The following is a 22,252-nucleotide window of genomic DNA, read 5'->3' as shown; positions in this document are numbered from 1 at the left end:
CCGAACCGGAGGAAAGCCCCGCAAGTGGGCATGATCACCCCATCCTGAACAGGTGCGGGCCAGGGTGAGCGCAGCCGGGAACCTTGAGGCTTCTCTGATCCTGCTGCAAGGCCTGCAGCGGCTTGGACTGCGGCGCCTGGTGCTCTGTCCCGGCAGCCGGTCTGCAGCCCTGGCTGTGGCGGCCGGGATGCTGGCGGGTCCGCGCCTGAGCCTGCAGACCGGCATCGATGAACGCTCCGCCGCCTTCTTCGCACTCGGGCTGAGCCGGGCCGATGGAGTCCCAGCGGCCGTGATCACCACGTCGGGCACCGCCGTCGCCAACCTGCTGCCAGCGGTGGTGGAAGCTGACCACGGCGCGATCCCTCTGTTGCTTCTGAGCGCCGACCGACCCGCTCACCGCAAGGGATGCGGCGCCAACCAGACCGTCAACCAGGAAGACTTCCTGCGGCCCAGCTGTCGCTGGGTCGGCGAAGCCGAGGCCACCGGCCTGGCGGCCATGGGAGCGGCAGCCCTCGAAGCGATGGCCGAGCGTGCCTGGCGATCCGCCCTGGGCTATCCAGCCGGACCGGTCCATCTCAACCTTCCGTTCGAAGAACCCCTGCACGCCGACGCCGGCACCCTGCAGCGCCTGGCCGCCCTCTGGCTGCCAGCTGCTTCCTCGGCAGAAGTCGTGGCCAGGCCGGATGGCGCGCTAACGGGCCTGGATTCGGCGCTGTCCGGCCTGGATCCCGATCAACCTGGACTAATCGTGGCCGGACCGTGGCGCGGAACGCCGGCTGATTGGCCGGCGTTCCTTGCCGCCCTGCGCCACTGGCAGCAGCGCAGTGGCTGGCCCCTGCTGGCTGACGGGCTCTCCGGGCTGCGGGGCCAATCGGATCTGGTCTGCTTCGCGGGCTACGACCTGTTGCTGGAGGCGGCGCCGTTAGAACTGGCGGCCGCCCAGGTGCTGCGCCTCGGTCCCACGCCCTCCAGCAGGCGCCTTCAGCAGTGGTTGGCTGGCTTGGGGGGCCATCAGCTGCTGATCTGCGAAGCCGATCCCCGCAACCAGGATCCGCTGGGAACGGCGACATCAAGCGATGGACTGGGCTTGGCCCACTGGTGCCAGAGCCAGAGCGACGCCATCTGGCGAGGGCAGCCCGCCCCAGCCAGCACGGCCCTGCAGCAGCGCTGGCGGCAGCGGGAGGCCACCTGCCAGGCGCTGCTTGATCACAACCTGCCGGCCAGCGGAGCGCCGAGCGAACCAGCCCTGGCCCGGGCCCTGAGCCTGCTGCTGCCGGCCGATCGGCCGGTGATGCTGGCCAGCAGCAGCCCCGTGCGCGACTGGGAGAGCTTTGCCGATCCAAGGGGCCCAGCCCGGCCCTTCTATGGCTTCCGCGGCGCCTCCGGCATCGACGGCACCCTGTCGCTGGCGGCTGGACTGGCCGAGAGCCTGGGACAACTGGTCTTGGTCTGTGGCGACCTGGCCTTGCTGCATGACAGCAACGGCTGGTTGTGGGGTCAGCAGTTGACGGGGCAACTCACCGTGGTGTTGATCGATAACGGCGGCGGCGGCATCTTCGAGCAATTGCCGATTCGCACCAAGCCCGAAACAGGCACCGTCGATTTTGAGCGCCTGTTCGCCATGCCCCAGCGCCTTGATCACCGGGCCCTGGCGGCGGCCCATGGCGTGCCATCCCGGCGGGTGGAGCGGCTCGACGACCTGGCGGCAGCCCTGCACTGGAGTGAGGGAGAACAGCTCGCCCTGCTGGAGCTGCGCACCGATCGCCGGGCCGATGCCCAGCTGCGAGAACTGTTGCGAGCCAGTGGCGGTCACGCCACAGAATGAGGGCGACCTTGCTTCAGGCCCGATGAGCGCCGATCCCAACCCGGCCCCATCCAGCACGGGTCGCCAGTGCGAGGAGTGGCTGCCGGCAGGCGACTACGAGGACATCCTGTTTGAGCTGAGCCGGCAGGCCGGCATCGCCCGGATCACGATCAACCGCCCGGCCAAGCGCAACGCCTTCCGCCCCCGCACCGTTCAGGAGCTCTGCGACGCTTTCTCGCGCGTGCGCGACAACCCAGCCATCGGTGTGGTGCTGTTCACCGGTGCTGGGCCGGCCGCCGATGGCGGCTACGCCTTCTGCTCCGGCGGTGACCAGAGCGTGCGCGGCGATGGCGGCTATCTCGATAGCTCCGGCCTGCCCCGCCTCAACGTGCTGGATCTGCAGCGATTGATCCGATCACTGCCGAAGGTGGTGATTGCCCTGGTGGCTGGCTACGCGATCGGTGGCGGCCAGGTGCTGCACCTGCTCTGTGACCTCAGCCTGGCGGCCGAGAACGCCGTCTTCGGCCAGAGCGGCCCGCGGGTGGGCAGCTTCGACGGCGGCTTCGGGGCGAGTTATCTGGCCCGCGTGGTGGGGCAGCGCAAGGCCCGGGAGATCTGGTTCCTTGGCCGCCAGTACAACGCCGAGGAGGCGCTGGCCATGGGTCTGGTTAACGCGGTGGTGCCGCTGGCCGAGCTGGAGGCCGAAGGGGTGCGCTGGGCCCGCGACGTGCTGCGCCAGAGCCCAACGGCGATCCGCTGCCTCAAGGCCGCTTTCAATGCCGAAACCGACGGCATGGCGGGCTTGCAGGAACTGGCCGGTCAGGCCACCCATCTCTTCTACCGAACAGCCGAAGCCCAGGAGGGTCGCGATGCCTTTCTGCAAAAAAGGGATCCGGATTTCTCCGATCAAGCCTGGCTGCCCTGAGGCAACGTCAGCTGGTGGACATTCCCAGGAGACCAGGGATTGATTAATCTCAAGACCTACCGGATTTGATTGTTTCTGTGCTGGCCGCCCGGTTCGCCTCCCTGCTCACCTGCGGTTTGCTTGTCGTTGCACCGGCTTCTGCAGAAGCTGCCAGCCGACTGAAATGGACCTTGTCCAGCCCCGCCCCGTCGAGCCCGCTCACTCCTAGCCCAGCCCTACCCAGCCCAGCGCCCACCAGCTCCCTGGTGCTCTTCCGCGCCCAGCGCCAGCTGTTGGTCCTTGAAAACGGTCGGGAACTGCGCCGCTTTCCGGTGGCCGTGGGAATGCCCGGCTGGGAAACGCCCCTCGGTCGCTTTGAGGTGATCGAAATGCGTGCCAACCCTGAGTGGGAGCACCCGGCCACCGGCCAGGTGGTACCGGCGGGACCGAACAACCCCCTGGGCAGCCGCTGGATCGGGTTTTTGCGGGATTGCCAGGGACGCAGTGGTTTCAACGGCCAGCAACACCTGGAGGTGAAGGGCTGCGTCACCGTCGGTTTCCATGGAACCCCCCAGCGGGTCAGCGTCGGCCAGGCCGTGTCCCACGGTTGCGTGCGCCTGCTCGATGAGAATGTGCAAGACCTCTTCCAGTTGGTTGAGGTGGGAACGATGGTGACGGTCCTGCCCTGACAAGACCGCTGGCTGCGCGTAAGGCTCCCCGTAGAGTTCGGCCCACCTGAGCAACCTCCCATGCGCGTGCTGTTCGCCGCCGCCGAGTGCGCTCCGATGGTCAAGGTCGGGGGCATGGGCGATGTGGTGGGCGCCCTGCCGCCAGCCCTCGCCGCCCTCGGCCATGACGTCCGGTTGATCCTGCCGGGCTACGGCAAACTCTGGAGCCAGTTGCCGATCCCGCCAGAGCCCATCTGGCGCGGTCGGGCCATGGACAACGACTTTGCGATCTACGAAACGCGCCACCCCAGCCACGGCTTGCCGCTTTATCTGGTCGGCCATCCGGTCTTCAATCCAGAGCGCATCTACGGCGGCGACGACGAAGATTGGCGCTTCACCTTCTTCGCCAACGCCAGCGCCGAATTCTGCTGGAACCACTGGAAGCCAGAGGTGCTGCACTGCCATGACTGGCACACAGGCATGTTGCCTGCCTGGATGCACCAGGACCCGGAGATCAGCACCGTCTTCACGATCCACAACCTGCAATACCAGGGGCCCTGGCGTTGGAAGCTGGAGCGCATGACCTGGTGCCCCTGGTACATGCAGGGGGACAGCACCATGGCGGTGGCTCTGATCTATGCCGACCGGATCAATGCCGTCTCGCCCACCTATGCCCAGGAGATCCGCACACCGGACTACGGCGAAGGACTCGATGGCTTGCTGAACTTCCTGAGCGGCAAGTTGCGGGGCATCCTCAACGGCATCGACACCAAGGACTGGGATCCCGCCAGCGACAGCACCCTGCCGGCCCGTTTTTCGGCCAGTAACCTCGCCCCCCGGGCGGGCAACAAGGCGATCCTGCAGGAGCGGATGGGCCTGAGCGCCAATCCCGGCAGCTTCTTGATGGGGATGGTCACCCGCCTGGTCGACCAGAAGGGCGTGGATCTGCTGCTACAGGTGGCGGAGCGCGTCCTGGCCTACACCGACAGCCAGATCGTCGTGCTGGGCACCGGTGATCGCGGCTACGAAGCGGGCCTGTGGCAGATGGCCTCCCGCCACCCAGGCCGTTTTTCCGTCTTCCTCACCTACGACGACCTGCTGGCGCGGCTGATCTACGCCGGCGCCGACGTGTTCCTGATGCCCAGCCGCTTTGAACCCTGCGGAATCAGCCAGCTGTTGGCGATGCGCTACGGCTGCATCCCGGTGGTCCGCAACGTCGGGGGGCTGGTGGACACCGTGACTCCACACTCCCCGGCCGGGCACAGCGGCACCGGCTTCTGCTTCGATCGTTACGAGCCGATCGATTTCTACACCGCGATTGTGCGGGCCTGGGAAGCCTGGCGGCATCCCCAAAGCTGGCAGGAGCTGCAGCAGCGGGCCATGGCCTTCGACAGCAGCTGGCAGCGTTCCGCCCTGGCCTACGACGCCCTGTACAAGGACGTGCGCGGCGTGAAAGAAGCAACCCCGTCAGCGGCCGAGATCGAGGAGCTCTCCCGGGGCCAATCCGACGATCCGAGTCTGCTGGGCAGCCCTCCGGCAACCAACCCGCCAGCCAGGAACCCCCTGGCCCAGTTGCTGCGCCGTGGGCCTGGCTGAGCAAACGATGGACCGAGGTCCGGATCGCAGTGGCCGTGACCTGCCGGCGCCCTATCGCAACCCCTGGTCCTTGCTGGCCAGGGATTTGCGGGCTGTCGGGGCCAGCCTTCGCCTCAAAGCCCAGGAGATCTGGCGGCGCAACGCTGAAGGTGATCTGGCCATGCCGGGCCTCTGGCCCCGGCGCCTCGCCGCCTGGTTCTGGCCGTTGGTGCTGCTCCTGCTGATGTGCGCCACGGTGCTGGTGCTGCGGATCGCACGACCGGGGGGCTCCATCGAGCCTCTGGTCCAGCCGCTACCGGCTCCACAGACGGCAGCAGCAGCCGAGTCAGAAGCTGATGCTGGGCCCTCTGACAGCCGTCGATCCGGCCTGAACAACCCATCTGACCTCATCAACCCGTCGGGTCCGACCAATCCAGACGCCGAGCAGACCACTGAACAGACCACCGGCCAGACCGCTGAGCAATCGGCGCAGCCGCTGATCTCGCCCCCAGCTGCCTTGAAGATCGATCCGCTGCTGGCCCTGCTGGCCGATCTCGACCCCCAGGGACTGATCGTCACAGCGAAGCCGTGGCCCGCTGCGGGGAGGCTGGAGCTTGCGCTCAACGAAGGGTTCACCAGCCTCTCTGGCGAGCAGCGCCGGCAACGGGCGGAACTCTGGCTCGAACGATCCATGGACCTGGGCTACGACAGGCTGGAACTGGGCGACCCAGAGGGGCGAAGCCTGGGACGAACCGCCCTTGTGGGACAAGGCATGATCATGCTCGAAACACCTGAAACGACCGAAAGCGATGCGGCTAGGTGAGCTCGAAAGCCTCTGGGGTGCTCCGATCGGCGTGGAGCGGCCCAACCTCGAAGCCGAGCTGGGGCCGGTCTGCACCGACAGCCGCAGCCTGGCAGTCGGCCATTGCTTTGTTCCCCTGGTGGGGGATCGCTTCGATGGCCACACCTTCCTGGTCGAGGCGCAGCGGCTTGGGGCCCAGGCCGCCCTGGTGGAGCGGCGCCAGCTCCAGAAGCTGCCGGCCGGACTGCTGGCCTGGGTCGTTGACGACACCCTGGTGGCCTACCAGCAGCTGGCCTGCCTCTGGCGGCGGAGTCTGGCCATCCCCGTGCTGGCGGTGACCGGTTCGGCCGGCAAAACCACCACCCGCGAACTGTTGCGGGCTGCCCTGGAACCACTTGGGCCGGTGCTGGCCAGCCGCGGCAACGAGAACAATGATGTGGGAGTGCCGGCCACCCTGCTGCGAGCTGGGGCGGAGCATCGCGCCGTGGTGCTGGAGATGGGCATGCGCGGGCTCGGTGAAATCGAGCGGCTCTCCCGCTGCGCTGAACCCGATGTGGTGGTGATCACCAACATCGGCAGCGCCCACATCGGCAGGCTGGGCAGCCGTGAGGCGATCTCGCGGGCGAAGTGCGAAATCACCGCGGCGATGCGGCCCGGTGGGCTGGTGGTGATCCCGGCCGGCGATCCCCTGCTTGAGCAGGCTCTCGCCCAGTCGTGGAGCGGTGCTGTGCGGCGTGTGGCCCTTGCTGGTGACCCGCCAGCCCAGGCCACTGGCACCGCCGCCCTGCCCCCTGCCGACTGGACAGGTGCCCTCACCCCGGCAGGCCTGGTCTGCAACGGCGAGACCTACGACCTGCCGCTGGAGGGGGCGCACAACGCCCGCAATCTGCTGCTGGCCCTGGCGGTGGCAGACCACCTGGGCGTTCCTCCGGTAGCTCTGCGACACCTGAGCCCGTCCTTGCCAGGCGGGCGCAGCGGGCGCCTGCATATCGCCGGGATCACCCTGCTCGATGAGACCTACAACGCCTCACCTGAAGCGGTGGTGGCCGCCCTGCACCTGCTGGCCGGCCAGAGAGGACGCCGCTTCGCCGTGCTGGGAACGATGCGCGAACTCGGCGCCCACAGCCTCGCCCTGCACCAGGAGATCGGAGCGCTGGCCGCCGAACTGGGCCTCGATGGCCTGGTGATCGTCGATGATGGGGACGACGGCGAGGCCATGGAGCGCGGTGCAGCCAACCTTCCCAGGCAGGTTCGGGTGGCCACGCCCGAGCAGGCCCTCGACCCGCTGCTGCAATGGCTCAGCCCAGGTGATCAACTGTTGCTCAAGGCCAGCCGGGGCGTGGCCCTGGAGCGCCTGATCCCCCTGCTTGAAGCCAACTTCCCAACGTGACGGCCTAGGCCGCAGGACCAGGCCAGTCGGCTTTGATCCGCTGGGGGGTGCGGCTGAGCGCCAGGGCCCCATCCGGTACGTCGCGGGTGAGGGTGGAGCCTGCTCCCACCGTCACATTCGATCCCAGCTTGATCGGGGCGACCAGCACAGAATTGGCCCCTGTCTTGCTGCCCGCGCCGATCACGGTGCGGTGCTTGCGCACGCCGTCGTAGTTGGCGGTGATCGTGCCGGCCCCCACATTGACCCCCGCTCCGAGCTCGGTATCACCGATGTAGCTGAGGTGGTTCACCTTGCAGCCCGCCGCCAGGTGGCTCTGTTTGATCTCCACGAAGTTGCCCACCCGGCAGTCGGCTCCCAGTTCCGCGCCAGGGCGCAGCTGGGCATAGGGGCCGATCACACAGCCATCGGCCACCACAGCGTCGCGCAGCACCGAATAGAGCACCTCAACGCCGTCCCCGAGTCGGACGTTCTCCAGCAGGCTGCCTGGCCCCAGTCGGGAACCGGCTCCGATTTGGCAATCGCCACGCAGGTGGGTCTGCGGTTCAACCAACACGTCACGCCCAAAGCGACAGCCATCGCTGAGGCTGCAGCTGGCCGGATCGGCAAAGCTCACGCCTTCGGCCATCCAGTGGCGCCGCAGCCGGTCCTGCAGCACCGCCTCACACTGGGCCAGCTGAATCCGGTCGTTGATGCCGGCGATCTCGCCCGGATCGGCCACCTCCAGGTGCTCGGCTGGATCGAGCAGGGCAACGGTATCGGTAAGATAGACCTCGCCTTGGTCGTTGTTGGCCTCAAGATCGGGAAGTACCGCCGCCAATCGGCTCCAGTTGAAGCAGTAGATGCCGCCGTTGATCAGGTCATTGGTGCGTTGCGACTCGTTGCAGTCGCGATGTTCGACGATCGCGCTGAGCAGCCCATCGCCGTCGCTGAACACCCGGCCGTAGCCCGTGGGGTCGTCGAGGCGAGCCGTGAGCAGGGTGACGGCGGCCCCGTTGCTGCGGTGCTGCTCAAGCAGGGCTTCGAGGGTGGAAGGCCTGAGCAGGGGCACATCGCCATTGAGCACAAGCAGTTCGCCACTGAAACCGCTGAGTGGTCCGAGCAGTTGCTGGACGGCGTGGCCCGTGCCGTTCTGGGGCTGTTGGCGCACAAATTCGAGGCCGGGGTATCCAGCCAGGGACGCCTCCACCCGCTCGGCCTGATGGCCCAGGATCAGCAGGCGGCGATCGGGCGCAAGGCTCTCGCAGCAGCCGAGAACCCGCTCCAGCAGGCTGACCCCGGCCAGCTCCTGCAGCACCTTCGGCCGATCACTCTTCATTCGGGTGCCCTTTCCGGCAGCCAGAACAGCAACGGCGAGCATGGAAAGCCTGGGAAATCTGGGCGGAATCTACCGGCCCTCGCCCCCGCCCCCGGCCTGGCGCCAGTCCGGATCAGGCCTGCAGCCGAGCCAGATCGTCCCAGAAGCCCGGGTAGGACACCGCCGCCGCTTCGCTTCCCTGCAGCAGGGTGGACCCCACGGCAATCTGAGCCGCCACCGCCAGGCTCATCGCCACCCGGTGGTCGCTCTCACTGTCAACCTCGGCGCCACGCAGACCTTGACCGCCCTCGATCGTCAGGCCGTCAGGGGTTTCCTCAAGGCGAGCACCCATGGCCAGGAGCTGGCGGGCCATCACCGCCAGCCGATCGGTTTCCTTGATCCGCAATTCGGCCGCATCACCGACACGGCTGATGCCCTCGGCGCAACAGGCCGCCACCGCCAGCACCGGAATCTCATCGACCAGACGGGGAATCAGATCGCCAGCGATCGTGAAGGGGCGCAGGGGCCCATGGCGCGCCCTCAAATCGCCGACCGGCTCACCGGCCACCTCGCGCAGGTTGAAGCGCTCGATCGAGGCACCCATCTGCTCAAGCACGTCAAGGATGCCGGTCCGCGTCGGGTTAAGCCCAACGTTCTCCAGCGTGATCTCGGCGCCGGGGGTGATCGCGGCGGCCACCAACCAGAAGGCCGCCGAGCTGATGTCGCCGGGCACCACCACCGGGCGGCCATGGAGCTGGGCGCCGGGATGGACCGTGACATGACGACCGGAGTCGCCGCCGATGGCGAGATCGGCACCGAAGGCCTGCAACATCCGCTCGCTGTGGTCGCGGGAGCGGGCCGGCTCGATCACGGTGGTGTTCCCCCTGGCGGTCAGGGCCGCCAGCAGGATCGCCGACTTCACCTGGGCCGAGGCGATCGGCGTGCCGATCACAGCCCCATGCAGGTCTTGCCCCTCAATGGCCAGGGGGGCCAGGTTGCCGGCGCAGCGGCCACGAATCGAAGCCCCCATCAGCGCCAGCGGCTGGCCCACCCGTCGCATCGGCCGGCGCCGCAGCGAGCGATCGCCGTCGAGCACGAAGTGGCGGCCAACGCGGCCCGCCAGCAGGCCCAGCATCAGTCGCATCGTCGTGCCGGAGTTACCGCAATCGAGCACAGACTCCGGCTCCTGCAGGCCATCGAGGCCAACACCCTCCACCCGCACGGTTTGGCCCGCCACGATCGGGCTCACGCCCACCCCCATCGCCCGCAGGCAAGCCGCCGTGCTGAGCGGATCTTCGGCGGGCAGCAGGCCCTCGATCGCGGTCTCGCCGATGGCGATCGCCCCGAACAGCAGGGCACGGTGCGAGATCGATTTGTCACCCGGTACCCTCACGATCCCGCGCAGGCTGGCCGCCCCCCGATCACCGAGCACCCGGGCTCCCGCATGAAGGCTTCCGGCGGCGGCAACGGCCATAGAGCCACAGGCAAGGGCCTGGATCTTAAATCTGGGGCTGCTGGGAACCGAAGAGGCGGTCGCCGGCATCGCCCAGGCCCGGCACGATCCGAAAGGCGTCGTCGAGCTCGGCGTCGATGCAGGCGCTGTAGATGGTGAGCTGGGGAAAACGCTCCCCCAGAGTCTTGAGGCCGGGGCTGGCCACAATCGCCGTGATCACCCGCAGACGATCGCCGCCCACACCGAGTGCTTCTAGCTTTTCCAGCACCTGGATCAAGCTGCCGGCCGTGGCCAACATCGGGTCGAACACCAGCACGCCCACCTGGGGGCCAATGCTGGAAGGCAGTGTGTCGAGGTAGCAGCGGGCGATGCCGCTGACCTCATCGCGCACCAGACCCACATGGGCCACCCGGGCGGTGGGAAGCACTGTCTGGGCTCCTTGCCAGAGGCCCAGACCTGCCCGCAGGATCGGTACCGCCAGCAGAGGGATGGTTCCATCCACCACGGTTCCCTCGGCAGGGGCCAGGGGAGTCTGCACTGTGACAGGACGGTGGGGCAACCAATCCCTGAGCGCCTCGTAGGTGAGCCAGCGGCCCAGTTCGGCCATGGCACTGGCGAACAGGGCCGGTGGGGTGGCTTCATCGCGCAGCACGGTAAGCCAGTGGGTGATCAGGGGATGGGGTGGCACCACCACCCGCAGGGACATGCTCATGCAGAAACGCGTCTTGGCCTTGGCCTGGCATAGCTTGAAGGCACAAGCTAGGTCTGCGCCTTTGTTCCCACTTCTTCAACACGGGATCTATCAACGCGGGATCAGCCTGGTCTTACTGCTGCTGATGCTGGGCGCAGCCGGCCTCGCCTTACCGGTGGCGCCGGCCTGGGCGATCACGGCGCCGGAGCTGCGCGGTCAACGCTCCCTGCAGGATCTCGAGCCCAACATGCACGGCCGTGATCTCAAGCAGCAGGAATTCCTCAAGGCCGAAATGCGGGGCTTTGATCTGGGCGAAGCCGATCTGCGCGGAGCTGTGTTCAATTCCAGCGACTTGAGGGACAGCGACCTGAGCGGCGCCAATCTCGAGGATGTGGTGGCTTTTGCCACACGCTTCGATGGCGCCGATCTGCGCGGCACCGTGCTGCGTCACGCGATGTTGATGCAGAGCCGCTTCACCAATGCCGAGATTGAGGGCGCAGATTTCAGTGATGCGGTGCTGGATCTCTCCCAGCAGCGTGCCCTCTGCGCCAGAGCGGCGGGAGTGAATGCGAGCACCGGCGCCGCCACGGCTGAAAGCCTGGGTTGCCGATAGATTTCTGCCCTGGTTCCGCTGGGGATCAGCCACCGGTTTGTCTCCCTCAATCCCGGCGCGGACCGGACGCAATCCCATGACCATTGCTTTTCGGTCCTTCGCGACCCTGCCGGCATCAACACGCCAGCTGAATGAGCCATTTACAAGCCAAGGGGCCTGAGATGACCACCAGCACAACCCAGCGGCGCCTGCCGGTCACCGTGGTGACAGGCTTTCTTGGAGCAGGCAAGACCACGTTGATGCGCCATCTGCTGCTGAACAGCGGGCTGCGCCTGGCAGTGATCGTCAACGAATTCGGTGAAGTGGGCATTGATGGAGCCCTGCTGCGCAGCTGCGGCTTCTGCCCAGAAGATGAGGCCGAAGACCGGCTGGTGGAGCTCGCCAACGGTTGCCTCTGTTGCACCGTTCAAGACGACTTCCTGCCGACGATGCAGACCCTGCTCGCTTCGGCCGACCGCCTTGACGGGATCGTGGTTGAAACCAGTGGTCTTGCCCTGCCTGAGCCCCTGGTCCAGGCCTTCTCCTGGCCGGAGATCCGCACCCGCACCCTGGTGAATGGTGTGGTGGCGATGGTGGATGGCGAAGCCCTGGCCCTGGGCAGCGTGGTTGGCGATCCCGCCGCCATCGAGCGACAACGGACCGCTGACCCCAGCCTTGATCACTTCAGCGACCTAGAGGATCTCTTCGACGAGCAACTCGAAGCGGCCGATCTGGTGCTGGTCAGTCGGGCCGACCGCCTCGAGCCCAGCCAACTGGCGCGCGTGCGCGAACGCATCGGCCAGGCGACCCGTCCCGGCACCCAGGTGCTGCCGGTGGAGCAGGGTCGGATCGCACCAGAGTTGTTGCTGGGTCTCTCCCGTGTCGATCTGGGAGCCGGCTCGGGCGTTCAGGCGGGCGATGTCCACCATTCAGACCATGACTCCGATCATCACGACCACGACCATCACGACCACAGCCACGTGCCGATGCAATCGGTGGCGATCCGGCTGGAAGGCCGTTTCAATCGCCAGAGGCTGGAGGCGATCCTGCGCGATCAGATCGAGCGCCAGGCCATTCTTCGCCTCAAAGGCTCGTTGCAACAGCCTGGCAAGGTCCGTCCCCTGCAGATCCAGGCGGTGGGGCCTCGGCTGGAGTGTTGGTATGAGGCGCATCCTCAGGCCGGGGTCCGGCCGGCACAGCCTGCGACGATTGAGCTGCCGGTGCTTGAGCTGGTTGCCCTTGGGCTGCAGCTCGATCGAGCTGTCCTGGAAACTGCCTTGCTTGCTAGCGCTCAGAACAGCTGAGGTTCTCTGAGCGTCTCAATCGAGCGGAAACTGACCCAGGGCACAAAGTCCGTTCCAGCAGAGCGCATGCTCCGGGCTCCATTGGCTGGTGACTGGCCTCCACTGACCAGCACCGGCCCGCGACATCTCGACAATGCCGCTGCCGTCATGGCGGAAATCGAAGCTGTCATCAGGTAGTTCGAGGCTCCAGCGCTCGCCGACCGCCTCGATCCGCATCACACAGGCCTGCCAAGGACCCTGATCGGTGCGACAGCGCAACTGAAGCCGTTGTTGATCCGCGAGGGCTGCCGAGAGCAGAAGCATGGCCAGAGCGCCGCCGATGCCGATGGCCAAGCCCAGAGGCCTGCGAACTCGCTCCAGAGCGGAGGCGACCGTTGAAGGCCATCCCGTTGTCTCCAGCATCACAGCCATCCCCGCTTCCCACAGTTTCAACCTGGATCAGCGCCAGGAGCTGCAGGAGCGTGCGATGGCAAGATTTAATCAATCTCCTGAGCTGCCAGTGCCACGCTTTCAAGCCCGCGTTCTGGTCAGCCTGAGGCCCTCGGTTCTCGATCCAGCCGGCGAGGCCACCCGCGCCGCCGCGGCCAGGCTGGGCGTTGAGGGGGTTGTCGGCCTGCGGATCGGCAAGGCAGTGGAGATCGAGATCGAGGCGATCGACGCCAGCTCGGCCCGCTCCCAACTGGAACTGCTGAGCGAACGGTTGCTGGCCAACCCTGTGATCGAGGACTGGTCCCTGGAACTGCAGTCCGCCGAGGCGGGGGCGGCGGCGTGACCATTGGTATTGCCGTTTTTCCTGGCTCCAACTGCGACCGAGACGTGCAGTGGGCCGCCGAAGGATGCCTGGGAATTCCAACCCGCTTTCTGTGGCATGAACAGCGGGATCTCAGCGGATTGGAGGCTGTGGTCTTGCCGGGTGGATTCAGCTACGGCGATTATCTGCGCTGTGGCGCCATTGCCCGCTTCGCGCCCCTGCTCCAGGAAGTGGTGGCCTTTGCCGCCAGGGGTGGGCCGGTGCTGGGGATCTGCAACGGCTTCCAGGTGCTGACCGAGCTTGGCCTGCTACCCGGGGCCCTGACTCGCAACAGGCGCCTGCACTTTCTCTGTGAGCCCGCGACGCTCAATGTCCAACCCGGACCCTGCCGCTGGCTGCAGGGCTATGCCGCCGGGGAGACGATCCATTTACCGATCGCCCATGGCGAAGGGCGCTACCAGCTGGAGGCAGGAAGCCTGGCAGAGCTGGAAGAGAAGGGACAGGTGGTGCTGCGCTACCAGCGCAATCCCAATGGCTCGATCGGCAATGTCGCCGGCCTCTGCAACCCGGCGGGCAACGTTCTGGGTTTGATGCCCCATCCGGAGCGAGCCTGTGATCCCCTGCTGGGCGGGATCGACGGGCAGCGGCTGCTAGCGAGCCTGCTCGGATAGGGCAACACGGGGTGGGGGCCGCTCAACTGATGGCGGCGAAGAACACCTTGCTGCCGACGGGATCGGGCTTCATGGTCAGTTCGCCCGGGGTCCAGTTGGCGGGGCAGACCTCACCGGAGTGAGCCCGCACGTATTGGAAGGCCTGCAGCACCCGCAGAGTTTCATCGACGTTGCGACCAACAGAAAGATTGTTGATGGTGGCGTGCTGGACGATGCCATCGGGATCGATGATGAACAGACCGCGCAAAGCCACACCGGCGTCCTCGTCGAGAACGTTGTAGGAACTGGCGATTGTTTTCTTGAGATCGGCGACCAGTGGGTAGGCAATATCACCCAGCCCGCCTTGGCTGCGGTCGGTCTGGATCCAGGCCAGGTGGCTGAACTGACTGTCAACTGAAACACCGAGAACCTCGGCGTTCAAGTTGCTGAACTCGCTGTATCGATCACTGAACGCCGTGATTTCCGTTGGACAAACAAACGTAAAATCAAGCGGGTAGAAAAACAGCACCACGTACTGGCCGCGGTAATCAGCCAATGACACATCTTTGAATTCCTGGTCAACAACCGCTGTTGCGGTGAACCCTGGGGCCTGTTGACCAACGCGCAGCGAAGCGTTGACGGTCATAGGGGTGCTGGAGGAGAAAGGGAATGGCAGGGAAGGCAAGTCTTCAGCCTGAAGGATTGAGCCTGACGAACGACCACCTGCCTGTGTTTCAATTTATCACGAAACTTGATGCTTGGGCGGGGGGTAAGGTTAAGGGAGAATCTAAAAAGCAAGCAGCTCCATGTCCTGGGATCCGGCGATTCTGCGCAAGTTCAACACCACTGGTCATTTTCGGCTCCTCAACCAACTCCGCGGTGAGCTCAAGGCCCATCCCCTCCCGCGCCAGCAGGCGGAAGGAGACGCGGCAGCTGGTGGTACCCGAGGAGCTGGCACTGGCGCGATTGAGATGCGACCCCAACCCATGGGTTACAGCCGTTCGCGCCGCTCCAGTGGCTACGGCTCCCCATCCAGCAAGTCGGAATCCTTCAGCGACGCCGCTGAGCTGGACGCCAACGGTTCATCCAGGAGCTTTCGCGATCGGCTCAATGCGATCGACATGCGTTGAACTGTTGAAGCACGATCCCAGGCATCGCGAGCAGAACAAGTTGCAGCGACGATTGCAGCGATGCCAGCAGCTCTATTGGAGCCTGACAACATGACAACAATCCAAGCATGAAGTCTTGGCTGACAAGAAGATGGTATTCAAAGAAGTGCAACTACAAAAAGCGTAAGGCTTAACGAAGCCGAAGGTAGATTTCCATAAAAAACAACGGTTGCCAGGTCGTTTTCTACTCAGGCAACAATAGTTTGATCAATCAGAATCTTTTTAAGGATAGGATTAATCGATAGATTTTTGTTATTATGCTAAATTTAACAAGCCAGAAACAATTAAGGGCACCTTGAAAAATCCGACATGCCCGCCGAGGCTGCCAATCGGATTCAAGTCCTGACAACAGGTCTGACTCGACAGGACTGGCAAGAAAGGTGATTTTTGAGTTGTCCTTAACTTACATCGATTAAGTTAGGCCTGTCAATTTGGGCCTATTAACTGAGGCCAAATAAAAAAACTCGTCAACCAATCAAAACAGTTGACATCGAATAGATGAAATAACCATCACAATTCCATCCAATGGAGTGAAGAATCAAATGGCTCGAGAGTGACTTGAACACTCGACCTTGGGGTTATGAATCCCACGCTCTAACCAGCTGAGCTACCGAGCCTTATCCTCTGGAGTTTAGACGATCGCCGATTCCACCAGCTTCTGTTCAGGCTCTGCCAGGAAGAAACTGAAGTGGATTGGCCGCACCGCGACCGGCAGGGTGAATCTCGAAATGAAGGTGGGGGCCCGTGCTGCGGCCCGTACTGCCCATCGCCGCGATCTTGGTGCCCTGAGCAACCGTCTGGCCGACTTGGACCGTCACCCGGCTGTTGTGGCCGTAGAGAGTTTTGCTGCCATCATCATGGATGATCTCAACGAGATAGCCGTAGCCGCCGTTGTGCCATCCCGCATAACTGACGCGGCCTGAGCGGGCTGCCACGATCGGCGTGCCGACGTTGCTGGCAATGTCGACGCCCTTGTGCATGCGACCCCAGCGCCAACCGAATCCCGAAGTGAACACCCCCTTCGCTGGCCAGATCCAGGTGGTGGTGGTCGGGGCGGGGCGAACCTCAGCTTCACCGCCGAAGCTGGGCAGTTCAGGCCAGCTCAGACCACCGCTACCGACAGGATTGAGTCCCAGCACCATGCGGCTGCGGGCCGGAGAAGAATTAGCGACACGAATCTGAGTGCCGGTTACCAGGCTGGCAGCCTGGAGTCCTGGATTCAGCTGTAACAGATCCTGAAGACGCATGCCATAACGCTGCGCCAGCTTGCCAAGATCATCACCGAAGCGAACCACTCCAGTGGAGGCAACAGGCCCAGAAACCGAAGCGGGTGGCGTACGGCGGATCTGTCCGGCGTCGAGTGAGTCCAGCCGCCGAGCACGCTCCTGGGACTCGCCAGGCAATTGCACCCATTCACCTGGTTGAAGGCGATGGCCAACCTGACGCTTGTTGAGTTGGGCTAGGTCTGTGGGCACAAGGCTCAAGGCATCCGCCAGCTCCCTGATGCTGACTTGGCTGCTGATTTTGATCCAGAAGCGATTGGCAGAAGGCTCACCTGGCGCTAGCGCCAGGTGAGCCTCAGCCAAGGCCTCGGGCAAGTCGTCCCAGCTGAGCGAGCGGGAATCGGCTACACCGGGCACAGCTCCAGCTGCCACGAGCGAGAGGACCGGAATCGGCCCCGCCATTGCCAGAAAGAAGTGAACAGGCTTCATGCAGTTTCCACAAGGGACAAGGCACGGTGGAGAAGCCACTATCCCCGCGCCGCGCTGAGAGTAGCGGCTGGGCACTCTCGAAACAAGCCATCAAGACTTCAAGCGCGGCCAGACGACCCCACCCTTGAACCCGAATCAGAACTGAGCAGGGCCGATGCAGGCCCCAATCCCTTGCGCTCACTGCTCTTCGTTGCTTGGTTCGCAGACTGGTTTTGTCATGACTTCACGCAGGGCTCGGCAGCGGACGGATTGGTCTCCAGCTGGCGCAGGGCCTCGAACAGGGCAACGGCCGCTGCGACCGAGAGATTCAGGCTGCGAACCCCTCCGCCCGAGCGCACCGATCCGGTCATCGGGATAGTGAGCCGCACGTCGGCCAGCTTCAACAGGTCCGGAGGCAGTCCATCGGTTTCTCTGCCCAGCAGCAGCCAATCGCTGGCCTCGAAGCGAAAGGCGCTGTAGGAGCGTTCCACCTGGCTGGTCAGGGCCACCAGTCGCCCACCCCGTCTGGAGCGCTCCAGCTCGAAGGCGGCAAGGTCGGCGTGGACATGCAGCGACACCCAAGGCCAGTAGTCGAGCCCGGCGCGTTTGAGCTGACGGTCGTCGATAGCGAAGCCCAGGGGACAGATCAGGTGCAGCTCGGTGTTGGTAGCGGCGCAGGTACGCGCCACGTTGCCGGTGTTGGGAGGGATCTGGGGCTGAAAAAGAACCAGACGGGGCATGGGAGTCAGGGCGTGGCCCCACCAGCTGTGGGCGTGGCTTCAGGGGGAACAGGCTGGCTGAGCGCCAGCAAGTCGAGGGCCCTGCCGTGGACCACAAGCCAACTGGCGCCGCTACGGGCCTGGAGAAGCTGTCCAAGCCGCCCGAGGCGGTCCCGGAAGCGGCCACCGATCGCCGTGGCGGGCACCACGCCCCAGCCGGTCTCCTCACACACGACCAGCTGCGGGCTGCAGCAACGCTCCAGGGCCGCCAACAAGCCGTTCTGCTGGCGCTGCCAGTCCGCGGACTCCAGCTCCAAGTGATGACTCAGCCAGGTGCCCAGGGAATCGATCAAGACACAACAGCCGGGAGGAACCCGATCAAGCGCCTCAGCCAGGGCCCCCTCCACCTCCCAGGTGGGCCAGCTGGCTGGACGCTGCTGGCGGTGAAGGGCCAGGCGCTGCTGCCAGGCCAGATCCCCGGGATAGAGGGGTCCTGTGGCCAAGTACAGAACGGGCAGACCGCTGGTGGTGGCGAGATGCTCGGCCCAGCGGCTCTTGCCACTGCGGCTTGGCCCTGTCACCAGCGTCAGGCGGGACGGCTGGGACGGCTGGATAGCCCCCTCAACCACCGCCGTTCATGTTGCGCAGGGTGGCCACCGAAGAGGGCGACACCCGGTTGAGATAACGGAAGATCCAATACTTGAAGATCGTGGCCAGGATCACCGGGAAGGTGGCGATGAACAGGAGCACAAAATTCTCCCGCTGGGGCAAACCGAGGTGGTTCGAAACCCCATCGAGCAGCACCGTCCAACCCTCCGGGCTGTGAAAACCCACAAAAATATCGGTGAACAGAATGATGGCAAAGGCTTTGGCGCTGTCGCTGAGGCCATAGATCTGCTCATCAAGGAAGCCCCGCAGCACCCGCAGTTCCTCCCTGCCAAGGAAGCAGACCAGCACGAAGCCCAGCAGTCCCACCCCATCGGAGAGCACGTTCTTGATCGCCCGGGTGCTCTGACCATCGGCCTCCTGCTTCAGCTCTGCGGCTCGCGAGGAGAGGGCCTTGTGCAGCAGTTCCGGGCTGGGCAGATCGTCGCCCTTGAGCAGGGCATCGAACTCGATCTCCGCTTTGTAGATGCGTAACTTCTCAACCGCCGCCTCCTCCAGTTGGGGCTTGGTGTAGCTCAGGAATGGAACGTCAGGGGCCAGACGATCGACCACCGGCGAAATCACGAACGTTCGGCTGACCTGCTGGAACAACAGGGGCACGAGCACCAACAGCAGGAGGATGCGCAGCGAAACCAAGGTGGAATCGCGGCGACGACGAAAGCCGGCGACCACATTGGCCTCGGCCTCGGGATCCAGCTGGCGGCGGACCCGCTCCACCACGCCGATCAGGCTGCGGGGCAGGAGTTCCGGTGAGCGGCTCATGACCGCCACCGGGGTGCGGTTGCTGTAGCGCCCCTCCACCGATTCGATCAGCTGCAGCTGGCGCAGCTCCTGGCTGTCGAGCTCTTGGCGGCGGGGTGCCGGCCCATCGAGAAAATCGCTGCAGATCTGCAGGGCCGTGCGAAAGCGGCGCAGCATCTGAGCCTGCACCGTGCGAGGCAGGCTCAGGGCAAGTTCGGGGCGTACCGGACGATCGTTGTAGTACTCAAGTTCCAGGCTCTGGATCAGCAGCGCCGCTTCATAGGCCCGTTCAAGCTCATTGCTGAGATCAACCGAGCGAGCCCTGCCGAAGGTCCCGATCCAATCACGCAGGGTCATGGCAGATCAGCGTGAGAAGACCCACCAAGTGAGCATCGGCACAATCGTGCCGACCACCAACAGCACGACCACCCAGGTAAAGCCACTTCCCGCAGCGGTTTCAGCTTGGGTTGGGATGTTGGTGACGATCTCGACCTGCACCTGCTGCTCGGGAGGACCGGGATCATCGGCGCCGTTGAGCACCACTTCCAGGCGGTTGAGCGCATCGAGTGAGGCCTGGCGGTAGCGCGATCCCATCCGCATAGGAATGCCCATGGTCGTGTCCGCCGTGCTGATCAACAGGTCTTGGGGCAACTGCATCAACAGATCGGGCGAAGCCACCACAGAGGCTGTGTTGGTCTGGGCGTCGATCAGCAGCAACAGGTTGGAATCCCGGCCGGGGTTGGCCTGGCTCCAGCGCTCCTCCATCTGGGCGCCCAGGCTCTCGAGTTCAAGTCCGTAATCGAGGCGATCGACTGTGATCAGATGGGCCTGGACATGGCCCGCTTCGAAATCTTCGAGGCGATGTTCCAACTCCTTGGCGGTGGAGCGACTGAACAGACTGGCCGGATCGATCAACCTCTGCTGGGGAGCCTCGGCGGGGTAGTCGTCCACTCCGGCTGCCAGCAAGGGCTGCAGGGGAAGGAACAGGAACACCAGAACGGCCAAGGCCGCCAGGAGTCGGGGCAGGAGCGGCGGCAAGCGCACGGATGACGATTGGCAGGGCGGGCTTGACTTCAGTCTGCCTTCACTCGGCCAGGCTGTCGCGGTGGAGGATCTGAATCACCTCAAGGATTTGCTGCGCTCTCGACTCCGGCAGCTCCAGCTGCAGCGAGAGCCGGTCGAGAAAGACCTGTTCATCGGGTTCGACCACCCGATCGCTATGAACCAGTTGGGCCGCCACAGCCAGGGCCGTTTCGCGCTGCTCCTGGTTGAGGGCAGGAATGGCGGCAGAGACGAGAGCCTCTATGCCGTCATTGCGCAGAATCTGCAGCAAATCATCGAACATCGTCGCGATGGTCTGCTCCGGCAGGCTGGCGAAGGGGGTTCGGTGATCGAGCTGGCTGCGCAGCGATTTGGCCTCCTCCAGGCCCATGGCTCCGTCACAGGCCACCGCCGCCAAGGCGATCGCGGCGAATCCCTTGCTGGCATTCATGGCGAGATTGGGTGCAAAAGGGCATCGCTGTAAAACCTGTCATGGCTCAGGCCCCCCTGGGTGCTCATGTGTCAGCGTTTGCACGAACCGCGTCGCCCTCAGCTCGCCCGTCACACCATGCAGCCACGTCCGTGAACGGCCTTCCGGCCCCCGCCCGCGCCTGCCTGGCAGCCGGTCTGCTGGGCCTGCTGCTTTGCCTGATCAACCAGGCCAGCGCGCCTGAACTCAGCCCTGCCCTGCAGCGTTCTGCCGTGCTCGCCAGCCTGATGGCCGTGGGGTTGATGCTGGTGGCCCTGCTCTGGACCCGGGCCAACCCGAAAGCACCGGAACGGGTGTCCCTGGAGGGACGGGAGGGCCTGGAGTTGATCAATGGCCTGCCAGAAGCGCTGGCTGCCGAGCTGAGCTGGGGGAGCCGGCTGCTGCTCACGGCCACTCCAGCGGCCAGTGTGCTGATCCATTGGCAAGGAGTGGCGATCCTGCGGCGGGGGGTGCTTGCAACGGAGCGCTGGCGGCCCGGTGCCATCAGCGAGAGGTCCCGCCAAACCGGAAAGGCGATCTCCCTGGTGAACCTGGCGCTCTACCCGGGCCGGCAGGAGTTCACTGGCCTACCGGCCGGCACCCCTGCCGTTCTGATCCAGCCGATCGGCGGCGGCGGCTGGCTGGTGCTCGGTGGCTGGTCACCACGCTGCTTCAGCAAGGCCGATGAAACCTGGCTTGAGGGCTGGACGGAGAAGATCAGAACGTCACTGGAGGCCTGGAGCGGGGAGAGCGGCTGCCCGCCGATTCCCCTGTCGGAGACTCTTTTGCCGGCGGAACCTGAAGCTGGGATTTCACCCGACCCCCCGGTGTCGTGAACACGGCGAGACCCTTCCCATCCACCTTGCCGTTGAGCACCTCACTGCGGGTGACCTGTTGGTTGGCTTCGCGACGAAACACCACGTTTCCCCGGGCCCGCACCGACTGGTCAGCCCAGTTGTAGAGACAATCGTTAGCCGTCAGGCCTTCGCCCGGTTGGCGCAGGTCGCAGCCGGCCGGAATCAAGGCCCACTTCTCATCGAGTTGCAGTTCCAGAGACTGGCCCCGCACCTCCTGGTTTCCAATCTGGGCAACGAAGGGCAAGGCCGTGCTGAGCCGCTGGCGTGCGCTGTCCCAGCGGGTGCGCTGGCCATTGAACACGGCGTCCTGGGAAGGATCCACAAAGCGCACTGGAGCTAAGGCATCGATCACTTCGGTGCGGGTGTTGCCTTCCAGGGCGGACGCTGTGAGGGTCTGCTCCTGCTTGTTCTTGAGTCGCCGGATCCCTTTGACCGGGCCGGGGGCCTTGAGGACGCCACTGGCCGCGAACCAGTCGACCTGGGCCACCTGCAGGTCGATGGTGGAGTTGACCAGCCGGGTGCGGCCCCGCAGCTCCAGTTTGTCCTGGTCCAGCAAGAACAGGGCCGTATCAGCCGTGAGGCGGGAGGAACGATCAACCAACATCGGACGGCGATCGATGGAGATCCTCTGCCGGCTGGGGATCCAGCGCAGCCGATCCCCTGAAATCACCGAGGGCTTGGGTCCGACCGCCTGAATCTTTACCTTCCCCTCCAGCTGGATCACTTCGCCGTCGTTGATCACCGTGCCGCTGGTGGCGGAAATGTTGTATTGCGGCTTGCCTTTGGCATAGATCACGCCCCGGGGCTGTTTGACCTGGGCAATTTTCCGCTCGAGGTCATAGCTGGCTTCAGGGCTGATCAGCGACCAGGCAGGGCGGCCTTTGTCATCGGATTGGCGCAGGTTGAGCGACTGAAAGACGAACTGCTGCGTTTCTGTCTTCTTTTCTGGCGTCCGGGTGCATCCGGAGAGGGCGTAGCCGCCCATCAGGGCGATCAGCAGCAGGGATGCCAGACGGCCCAT

Annotated in this window: 24 protein-coding genes and 1 tRNA gene; 12 read left to right on the top strand and 13 right to left on the bottom strand. The window is 64.9% G+C overall.

From position 1 onward, the window contains the following. Positions 1-64 precede the first annotated feature (64 nt). From menD to ACXMDM_RS10080, 6 genes are all read left to right on the top strand, one after another. Positions 65-1,825, top strand: a complete 1,761-nt coding sequence (gene menD / locus ACXMDM_RS10105) for a 2-succinyl-5-enolpyruvyl-6-hydroxy-3-cyclohexene-1-carboxylic-acid synthase (protein WP_259722716.1) — start codon at positions 65-67, stop codon at positions 1,823-1,825. A 22-nt stretch (positions 1,826-1,847) separates the two neighbouring features. Next, positions 1,848-2,729: a 1,4-dihydroxy-2-naphthoyl-CoA synthase gene (gene menB, locus ACXMDM_RS10100; protein WP_071801626.1), complete on the top strand. Its 882-nt coding sequence runs from the start codon at positions 1,848-1,850 to the stop codon at positions 2,727-2,729. A 77-nt stretch (positions 2,730-2,806) separates the two neighbouring features. Then, positions 2,807-3,397 (top strand): L,D-transpeptidase, encoded by a 591-nt coding sequence (locus ACXMDM_RS10095; protein ID WP_499569536.1) that lies wholly within the window; start codon positions 2,807-2,809, stop codon positions 3,395-3,397. 60 nt (positions 3,398-3,457) lie between these two features. Continuing rightward, a complete protein-coding gene (gene glgA / locus ACXMDM_RS10090; protein WP_071801625.1) occupies positions 3,458-4,972 on the top strand; it encodes a glycogen synthase GlgA in 1,515 nt (504 codons plus the stop codon). A 7-nt stretch (positions 4,973-4,979) separates the two neighbouring features. Next, positions 4,980-5,774, top strand: coding sequence for a hypothetical protein (locus tag ACXMDM_RS10085; RefSeq protein ID WP_145537081.1), 795 nt, complete (start codon positions 4,980-4,982; stop codon positions 5,772-5,774). Continuing rightward, entirely contained in the window at positions 5,761-7,143 is a 1,383-nt protein-coding gene (locus ACXMDM_RS10080) for a UDP-N-acetylmuramoyl-tripeptide--D-alanyl-D-alanine ligase (RefSeq protein WP_071801623.1), read from the top strand. The genes ACXMDM_RS10085 and ACXMDM_RS10080 overlap by 14 nt, the downstream gene beginning before the upstream one ends. Positions 7,144-7,147: 4 nt before the next feature. On the opposite strand, the gene glmU is transcribed toward ACXMDM_RS10080, so the two are convergent. The 3 genes from glmU to upp all read right to left on the bottom strand — a co-directional run bounded on the left by glmU (position 7,148) and on the right by upp (position 10,602). Then, positions 7,148-8,500 carry a bifunctional UDP-N-acetylglucosamine diphosphorylase/glucosamine-1-phosphate N-acetyltransferase GlmU gene (glmU, locus tag ACXMDM_RS10075; protein WP_071801622.1) on the bottom strand — a complete coding sequence of 451 codons (1,353 nt, stop codon included), beginning with the start codon at positions 8,498-8,500 and terminating at the stop codon, positions 7,148-7,150. A gap of 70 nt (positions 8,501-8,570) precedes the next feature. Continuing rightward, positions 8,571-9,911, bottom strand: a complete 1,341-nt coding sequence (aroA, locus tag ACXMDM_RS10070) for a 3-phosphoshikimate 1-carboxyvinyltransferase (protein WP_083544566.1) — start codon at positions 9,909-9,911, stop codon at positions 8,571-8,573. A 25-nt stretch (positions 9,912-9,936) separates the two neighbouring features. Beyond that, on the bottom strand, positions 9,937-10,602 hold the full coding sequence (gene upp, locus ACXMDM_RS10065; RefSeq protein WP_071801621.1) for a uracil phosphoribosyltransferase: 666 nt from the start codon (positions 10,600-10,602) through the stop codon (positions 9,937-9,939). A 124-nt stretch (positions 10,603-10,726) separates the two neighbouring features. Between upp and ACXMDM_RS10060 the strand changes: the two genes are divergently transcribed. Both ACXMDM_RS10060 and cobW read left to right on the top strand, forming a co-directional pair. Then, positions 10,727-11,194 (top strand): pentapeptide repeat-containing protein, encoded by a 468-nt coding sequence (locus tag ACXMDM_RS10060; protein ID WP_233831370.1) that lies wholly within the window; start codon positions 10,727-10,729, stop codon positions 11,192-11,194. A 161-nt stretch (positions 11,195-11,355) separates the two neighbouring features. After that, positions 11,356-12,477 (top strand): cobalamin biosynthesis protein CobW, encoded by a 1,122-nt coding sequence (cobW, locus tag ACXMDM_RS10055; RefSeq protein WP_071802297.1) that lies wholly within the window; start codon positions 11,356-11,358, stop codon positions 12,475-12,477. A gap of 15 nt (positions 12,478-12,492) precedes the next feature. Here cobW and ACXMDM_RS10050 read toward each other — a convergent pair whose 3' ends face one another. Further along, a complete protein-coding gene (locus ACXMDM_RS10050) occupies positions 12,493-12,810 on the bottom strand; it encodes a hypothetical protein (RefSeq protein ID WP_145537084.1) in 318 nt (105 codons plus the stop codon). A 166-nt stretch (positions 12,811-12,976) separates the two neighbouring features. On the opposite strand from ACXMDM_RS10050, the gene purS reads away from it, so the two are divergent. Both purS and purQ read left to right on the top strand, forming a co-directional pair. Then, complete coding sequence (gene purS / locus ACXMDM_RS10045; protein ID WP_071801619.1) at positions 12,977-13,249, top strand: phosphoribosylformylglycinamidine synthase subunit PurS; 273 nt, start codon at positions 12,977-12,979, stop codon at positions 13,247-13,249. After that, entirely contained in the window at positions 13,246-13,899 is a 654-nt protein-coding gene (purQ, locus tag ACXMDM_RS10040; protein WP_071801618.1) for a phosphoribosylformylglycinamidine synthase subunit PurQ, read from the top strand. The genes purS and purQ overlap by 4 nt, the downstream gene beginning before the upstream one ends. Before the next feature lie 22 nt (positions 13,900-13,921). Here purQ and ACXMDM_RS10035 read toward each other — a convergent pair whose 3' ends face one another. Further along, positions 13,922-14,524: a peroxiredoxin gene (locus ACXMDM_RS10035; RefSeq protein ID WP_071801617.1), complete on the bottom strand. Its 603-nt coding sequence runs from the start codon at positions 14,522-14,524 to the stop codon at positions 13,922-13,924. A gap of 160 nt (positions 14,525-14,684) precedes the next feature. Here ACXMDM_RS10035 and ACXMDM_RS10030 point away from each other — a divergent pair, with 160 nt between their 5' ends. After that, positions 14,685-15,008 (top strand): hypothetical protein, encoded by a 324-nt coding sequence (locus tag ACXMDM_RS10030; RefSeq protein WP_071801616.1) that lies wholly within the window; start codon positions 14,685-14,687, stop codon positions 15,006-15,008. A gap of 582 nt (positions 15,009-15,590) precedes the next feature. On the opposite strand, the gene ACXMDM_RS10025 is transcribed toward ACXMDM_RS10030, so the two are convergent. From ACXMDM_RS10025 to ACXMDM_RS09995, 7 genes are all read right to left on the bottom strand, one after another. Then, a tRNA-Met gene (locus ACXMDM_RS10025) sits at positions 15,591-15,664 on the bottom strand. A 45-nt stretch (positions 15,665-15,709) separates the two neighbouring features. Then, positions 15,710-16,759 carry a M23 family metallopeptidase gene (locus ACXMDM_RS10020; RefSeq protein WP_071801615.1) on the bottom strand — a complete coding sequence of 350 codons (1,050 nt, stop codon included), beginning with the start codon at positions 16,757-16,759 and terminating at the stop codon, positions 15,710-15,712. A gap of 215 nt (positions 16,760-16,974) precedes the next feature. Then, positions 16,975-17,478 (bottom strand): tRNA (cytidine(34)-2'-O)-methyltransferase, encoded by a 504-nt coding sequence (locus tag ACXMDM_RS10015; RefSeq protein WP_071801614.1) that lies wholly within the window; start codon positions 17,476-17,478, stop codon positions 16,975-16,977. A gap of 5 nt (positions 17,479-17,483) precedes the next feature. Then, the gene (locus ACXMDM_RS10010; RefSeq protein ID WP_259722715.1) at positions 17,484-18,038 is read right to left on the bottom strand and encodes a bifunctional adenosylcobinamide kinase/adenosylcobinamide-phosphate guanylyltransferase; all 555 of its coding nucleotides are present in this window, start codon (positions 18,036-18,038) and stop codon (positions 17,484-17,486) included. Between the two features lie 40 nt (positions 18,039-18,078). Then, entirely contained in the window at positions 18,079-19,221 is a 1,143-nt protein-coding gene (pxcA, locus tag ACXMDM_RS10005; protein WP_071801613.1) for a proton extrusion protein PcxA, read from the bottom strand. A 6-nt stretch (positions 19,222-19,227) separates the two neighbouring features. After that, positions 19,228-19,908, bottom strand: a complete 681-nt coding sequence (gene psb32 / locus ACXMDM_RS10000) for a photosystem II repair protein Psb32 (protein ID WP_120352795.1) — start codon at positions 19,906-19,908, stop codon at positions 19,228-19,230. Positions 19,909-19,948: 40 nt separating this feature from the next. After that, entirely contained in the window at positions 19,949-20,356 is a 408-nt protein-coding gene (locus ACXMDM_RS09995) for a tellurite resistance TerB family protein (protein ID WP_071801611.1), read from the bottom strand. Positions 20,357-20,487: 131 nt separating this feature from the next. Between ACXMDM_RS09995 and ACXMDM_RS09990 the strand changes: the two genes are divergently transcribed. After that, complete coding sequence (locus tag ACXMDM_RS09990) at positions 20,488-21,210, top strand: cofactor assembly of complex C subunit B (RefSeq protein ID WP_071801610.1); 723 nt, start codon at positions 20,488-20,490, stop codon at positions 21,208-21,210. On the opposite strand, the gene lptC is transcribed toward ACXMDM_RS09990, so the two are convergent. Continuing rightward, positions 21,092-22,252 (bottom strand): LPS export ABC transporter periplasmic protein LptC, encoded by a 1,161-nt coding sequence (gene lptC, locus ACXMDM_RS09985; protein ID WP_259722714.1) that lies wholly within the window; start codon positions 22,250-22,252, stop codon positions 21,092-21,094. The two genes, ACXMDM_RS09990 and lptC, sit on opposite strands and share 119 nt — an antisense overlap.

The organism is Synechococcus sp. CS-603 (assembly GCF_977929215.1).
This window is presented reverse-complemented; position numbering and strand designations above follow the sequence as displayed.

Coding starts and splice junctions, on each gene's coding strand:
- menB (WP_071801626.1), top strand. CDS start 1,848: ATGAGCGCCGATCCCAACCCGGCCCCATCCAGCACGGGTCGCCAGTGC.
- glgA (WP_071801625.1), top strand. CDS start 3,458: ATGCGCGTGCTGTTCGCCGCCGCCGAGTGCGCTCCGATGGTCAAGGTC.
- ACXMDM_RS10085 (WP_145537081.1), top strand. CDS start 4,980: ATGGACCGAGGTCCGGATCGCAGTGGCCGTGACCTGCCGGCGCCCTAT.
- ACXMDM_RS10080 (WP_071801623.1), top strand. CDS start 5,761: ATGCGGCTAGGTGAGCTCGAAAGCCTCTGGGGTGCTCCGATCGGCGTG.
- glmU (WP_071801622.1), bottom strand. CDS start 8,500: ATGCTCGCCGTTGCTGTTCTGGCTGCCGGAAAGGGCACCCGAATGAAG.
- aroA (WP_083544566.1), bottom strand. CDS start 9,911: ATGGCCGTTGCCGCCGCCGGAAGCCTTCATGCGGGAGCCCGGGTGCTC.
- upp (WP_071801621.1), bottom strand. CDS start 10,602: ATGAGCATGTCCCTGCGGGTGGTGGTGCCACCCCATCCCCTGATCACC.
- ACXMDM_RS10060 (WP_233831370.1), top strand. CDS start 10,727: ATGCTGGGCGCAGCCGGCCTCGCCTTACCGGTGGCGCCGGCCTGGGCG.
- cobW (WP_071802297.1), top strand. CDS start 11,356: ATGACCACCAGCACAACCCAGCGGCGCCTGCCGGTCACCGTGGTGACA.
- ACXMDM_RS10035 (WP_071801617.1), bottom strand. CDS start 14,524: ATGACCGTCAACGCTTCGCTGCGCGTTGGTCAACAGGCCCCAGGGTTC.
- ACXMDM_RS10030 (WP_071801616.1), top strand. CDS start 14,685: ATGTCCTGGGATCCGGCGATTCTGCGCAAGTTCAACACCACTGGTCAT.
- ACXMDM_RS10020 (WP_071801615.1), bottom strand. CDS start 16,759: ATGAAGCCTGTTCACTTCTTTCTGGCAATGGCGGGGCCGATTCCGGTC.
- ACXMDM_RS10015 (WP_071801614.1), bottom strand. CDS start 17,478: ATGCCCCGTCTGGTTCTTTTTCAGCCCCAGATCCCTCCCAACACCGGC.
- pxcA (WP_071801613.1), bottom strand. CDS start 19,221: ATGACCCTGCGTGATTGGATCGGGACCTTCGGCAGGGCTCGCTCGGTT.
- ACXMDM_RS09995 (WP_071801611.1), bottom strand. CDS start 20,356: ATGAATGCCAGCAAGGGATTCGCCGCGATCGCCTTGGCGGCGGTGGCC.
- lptC (WP_259722714.1), bottom strand. CDS start 22,252: ATGGGCCGTCTGGCATCCCTGCTGCTGATCGCCCTGATGGGCGGCTAC.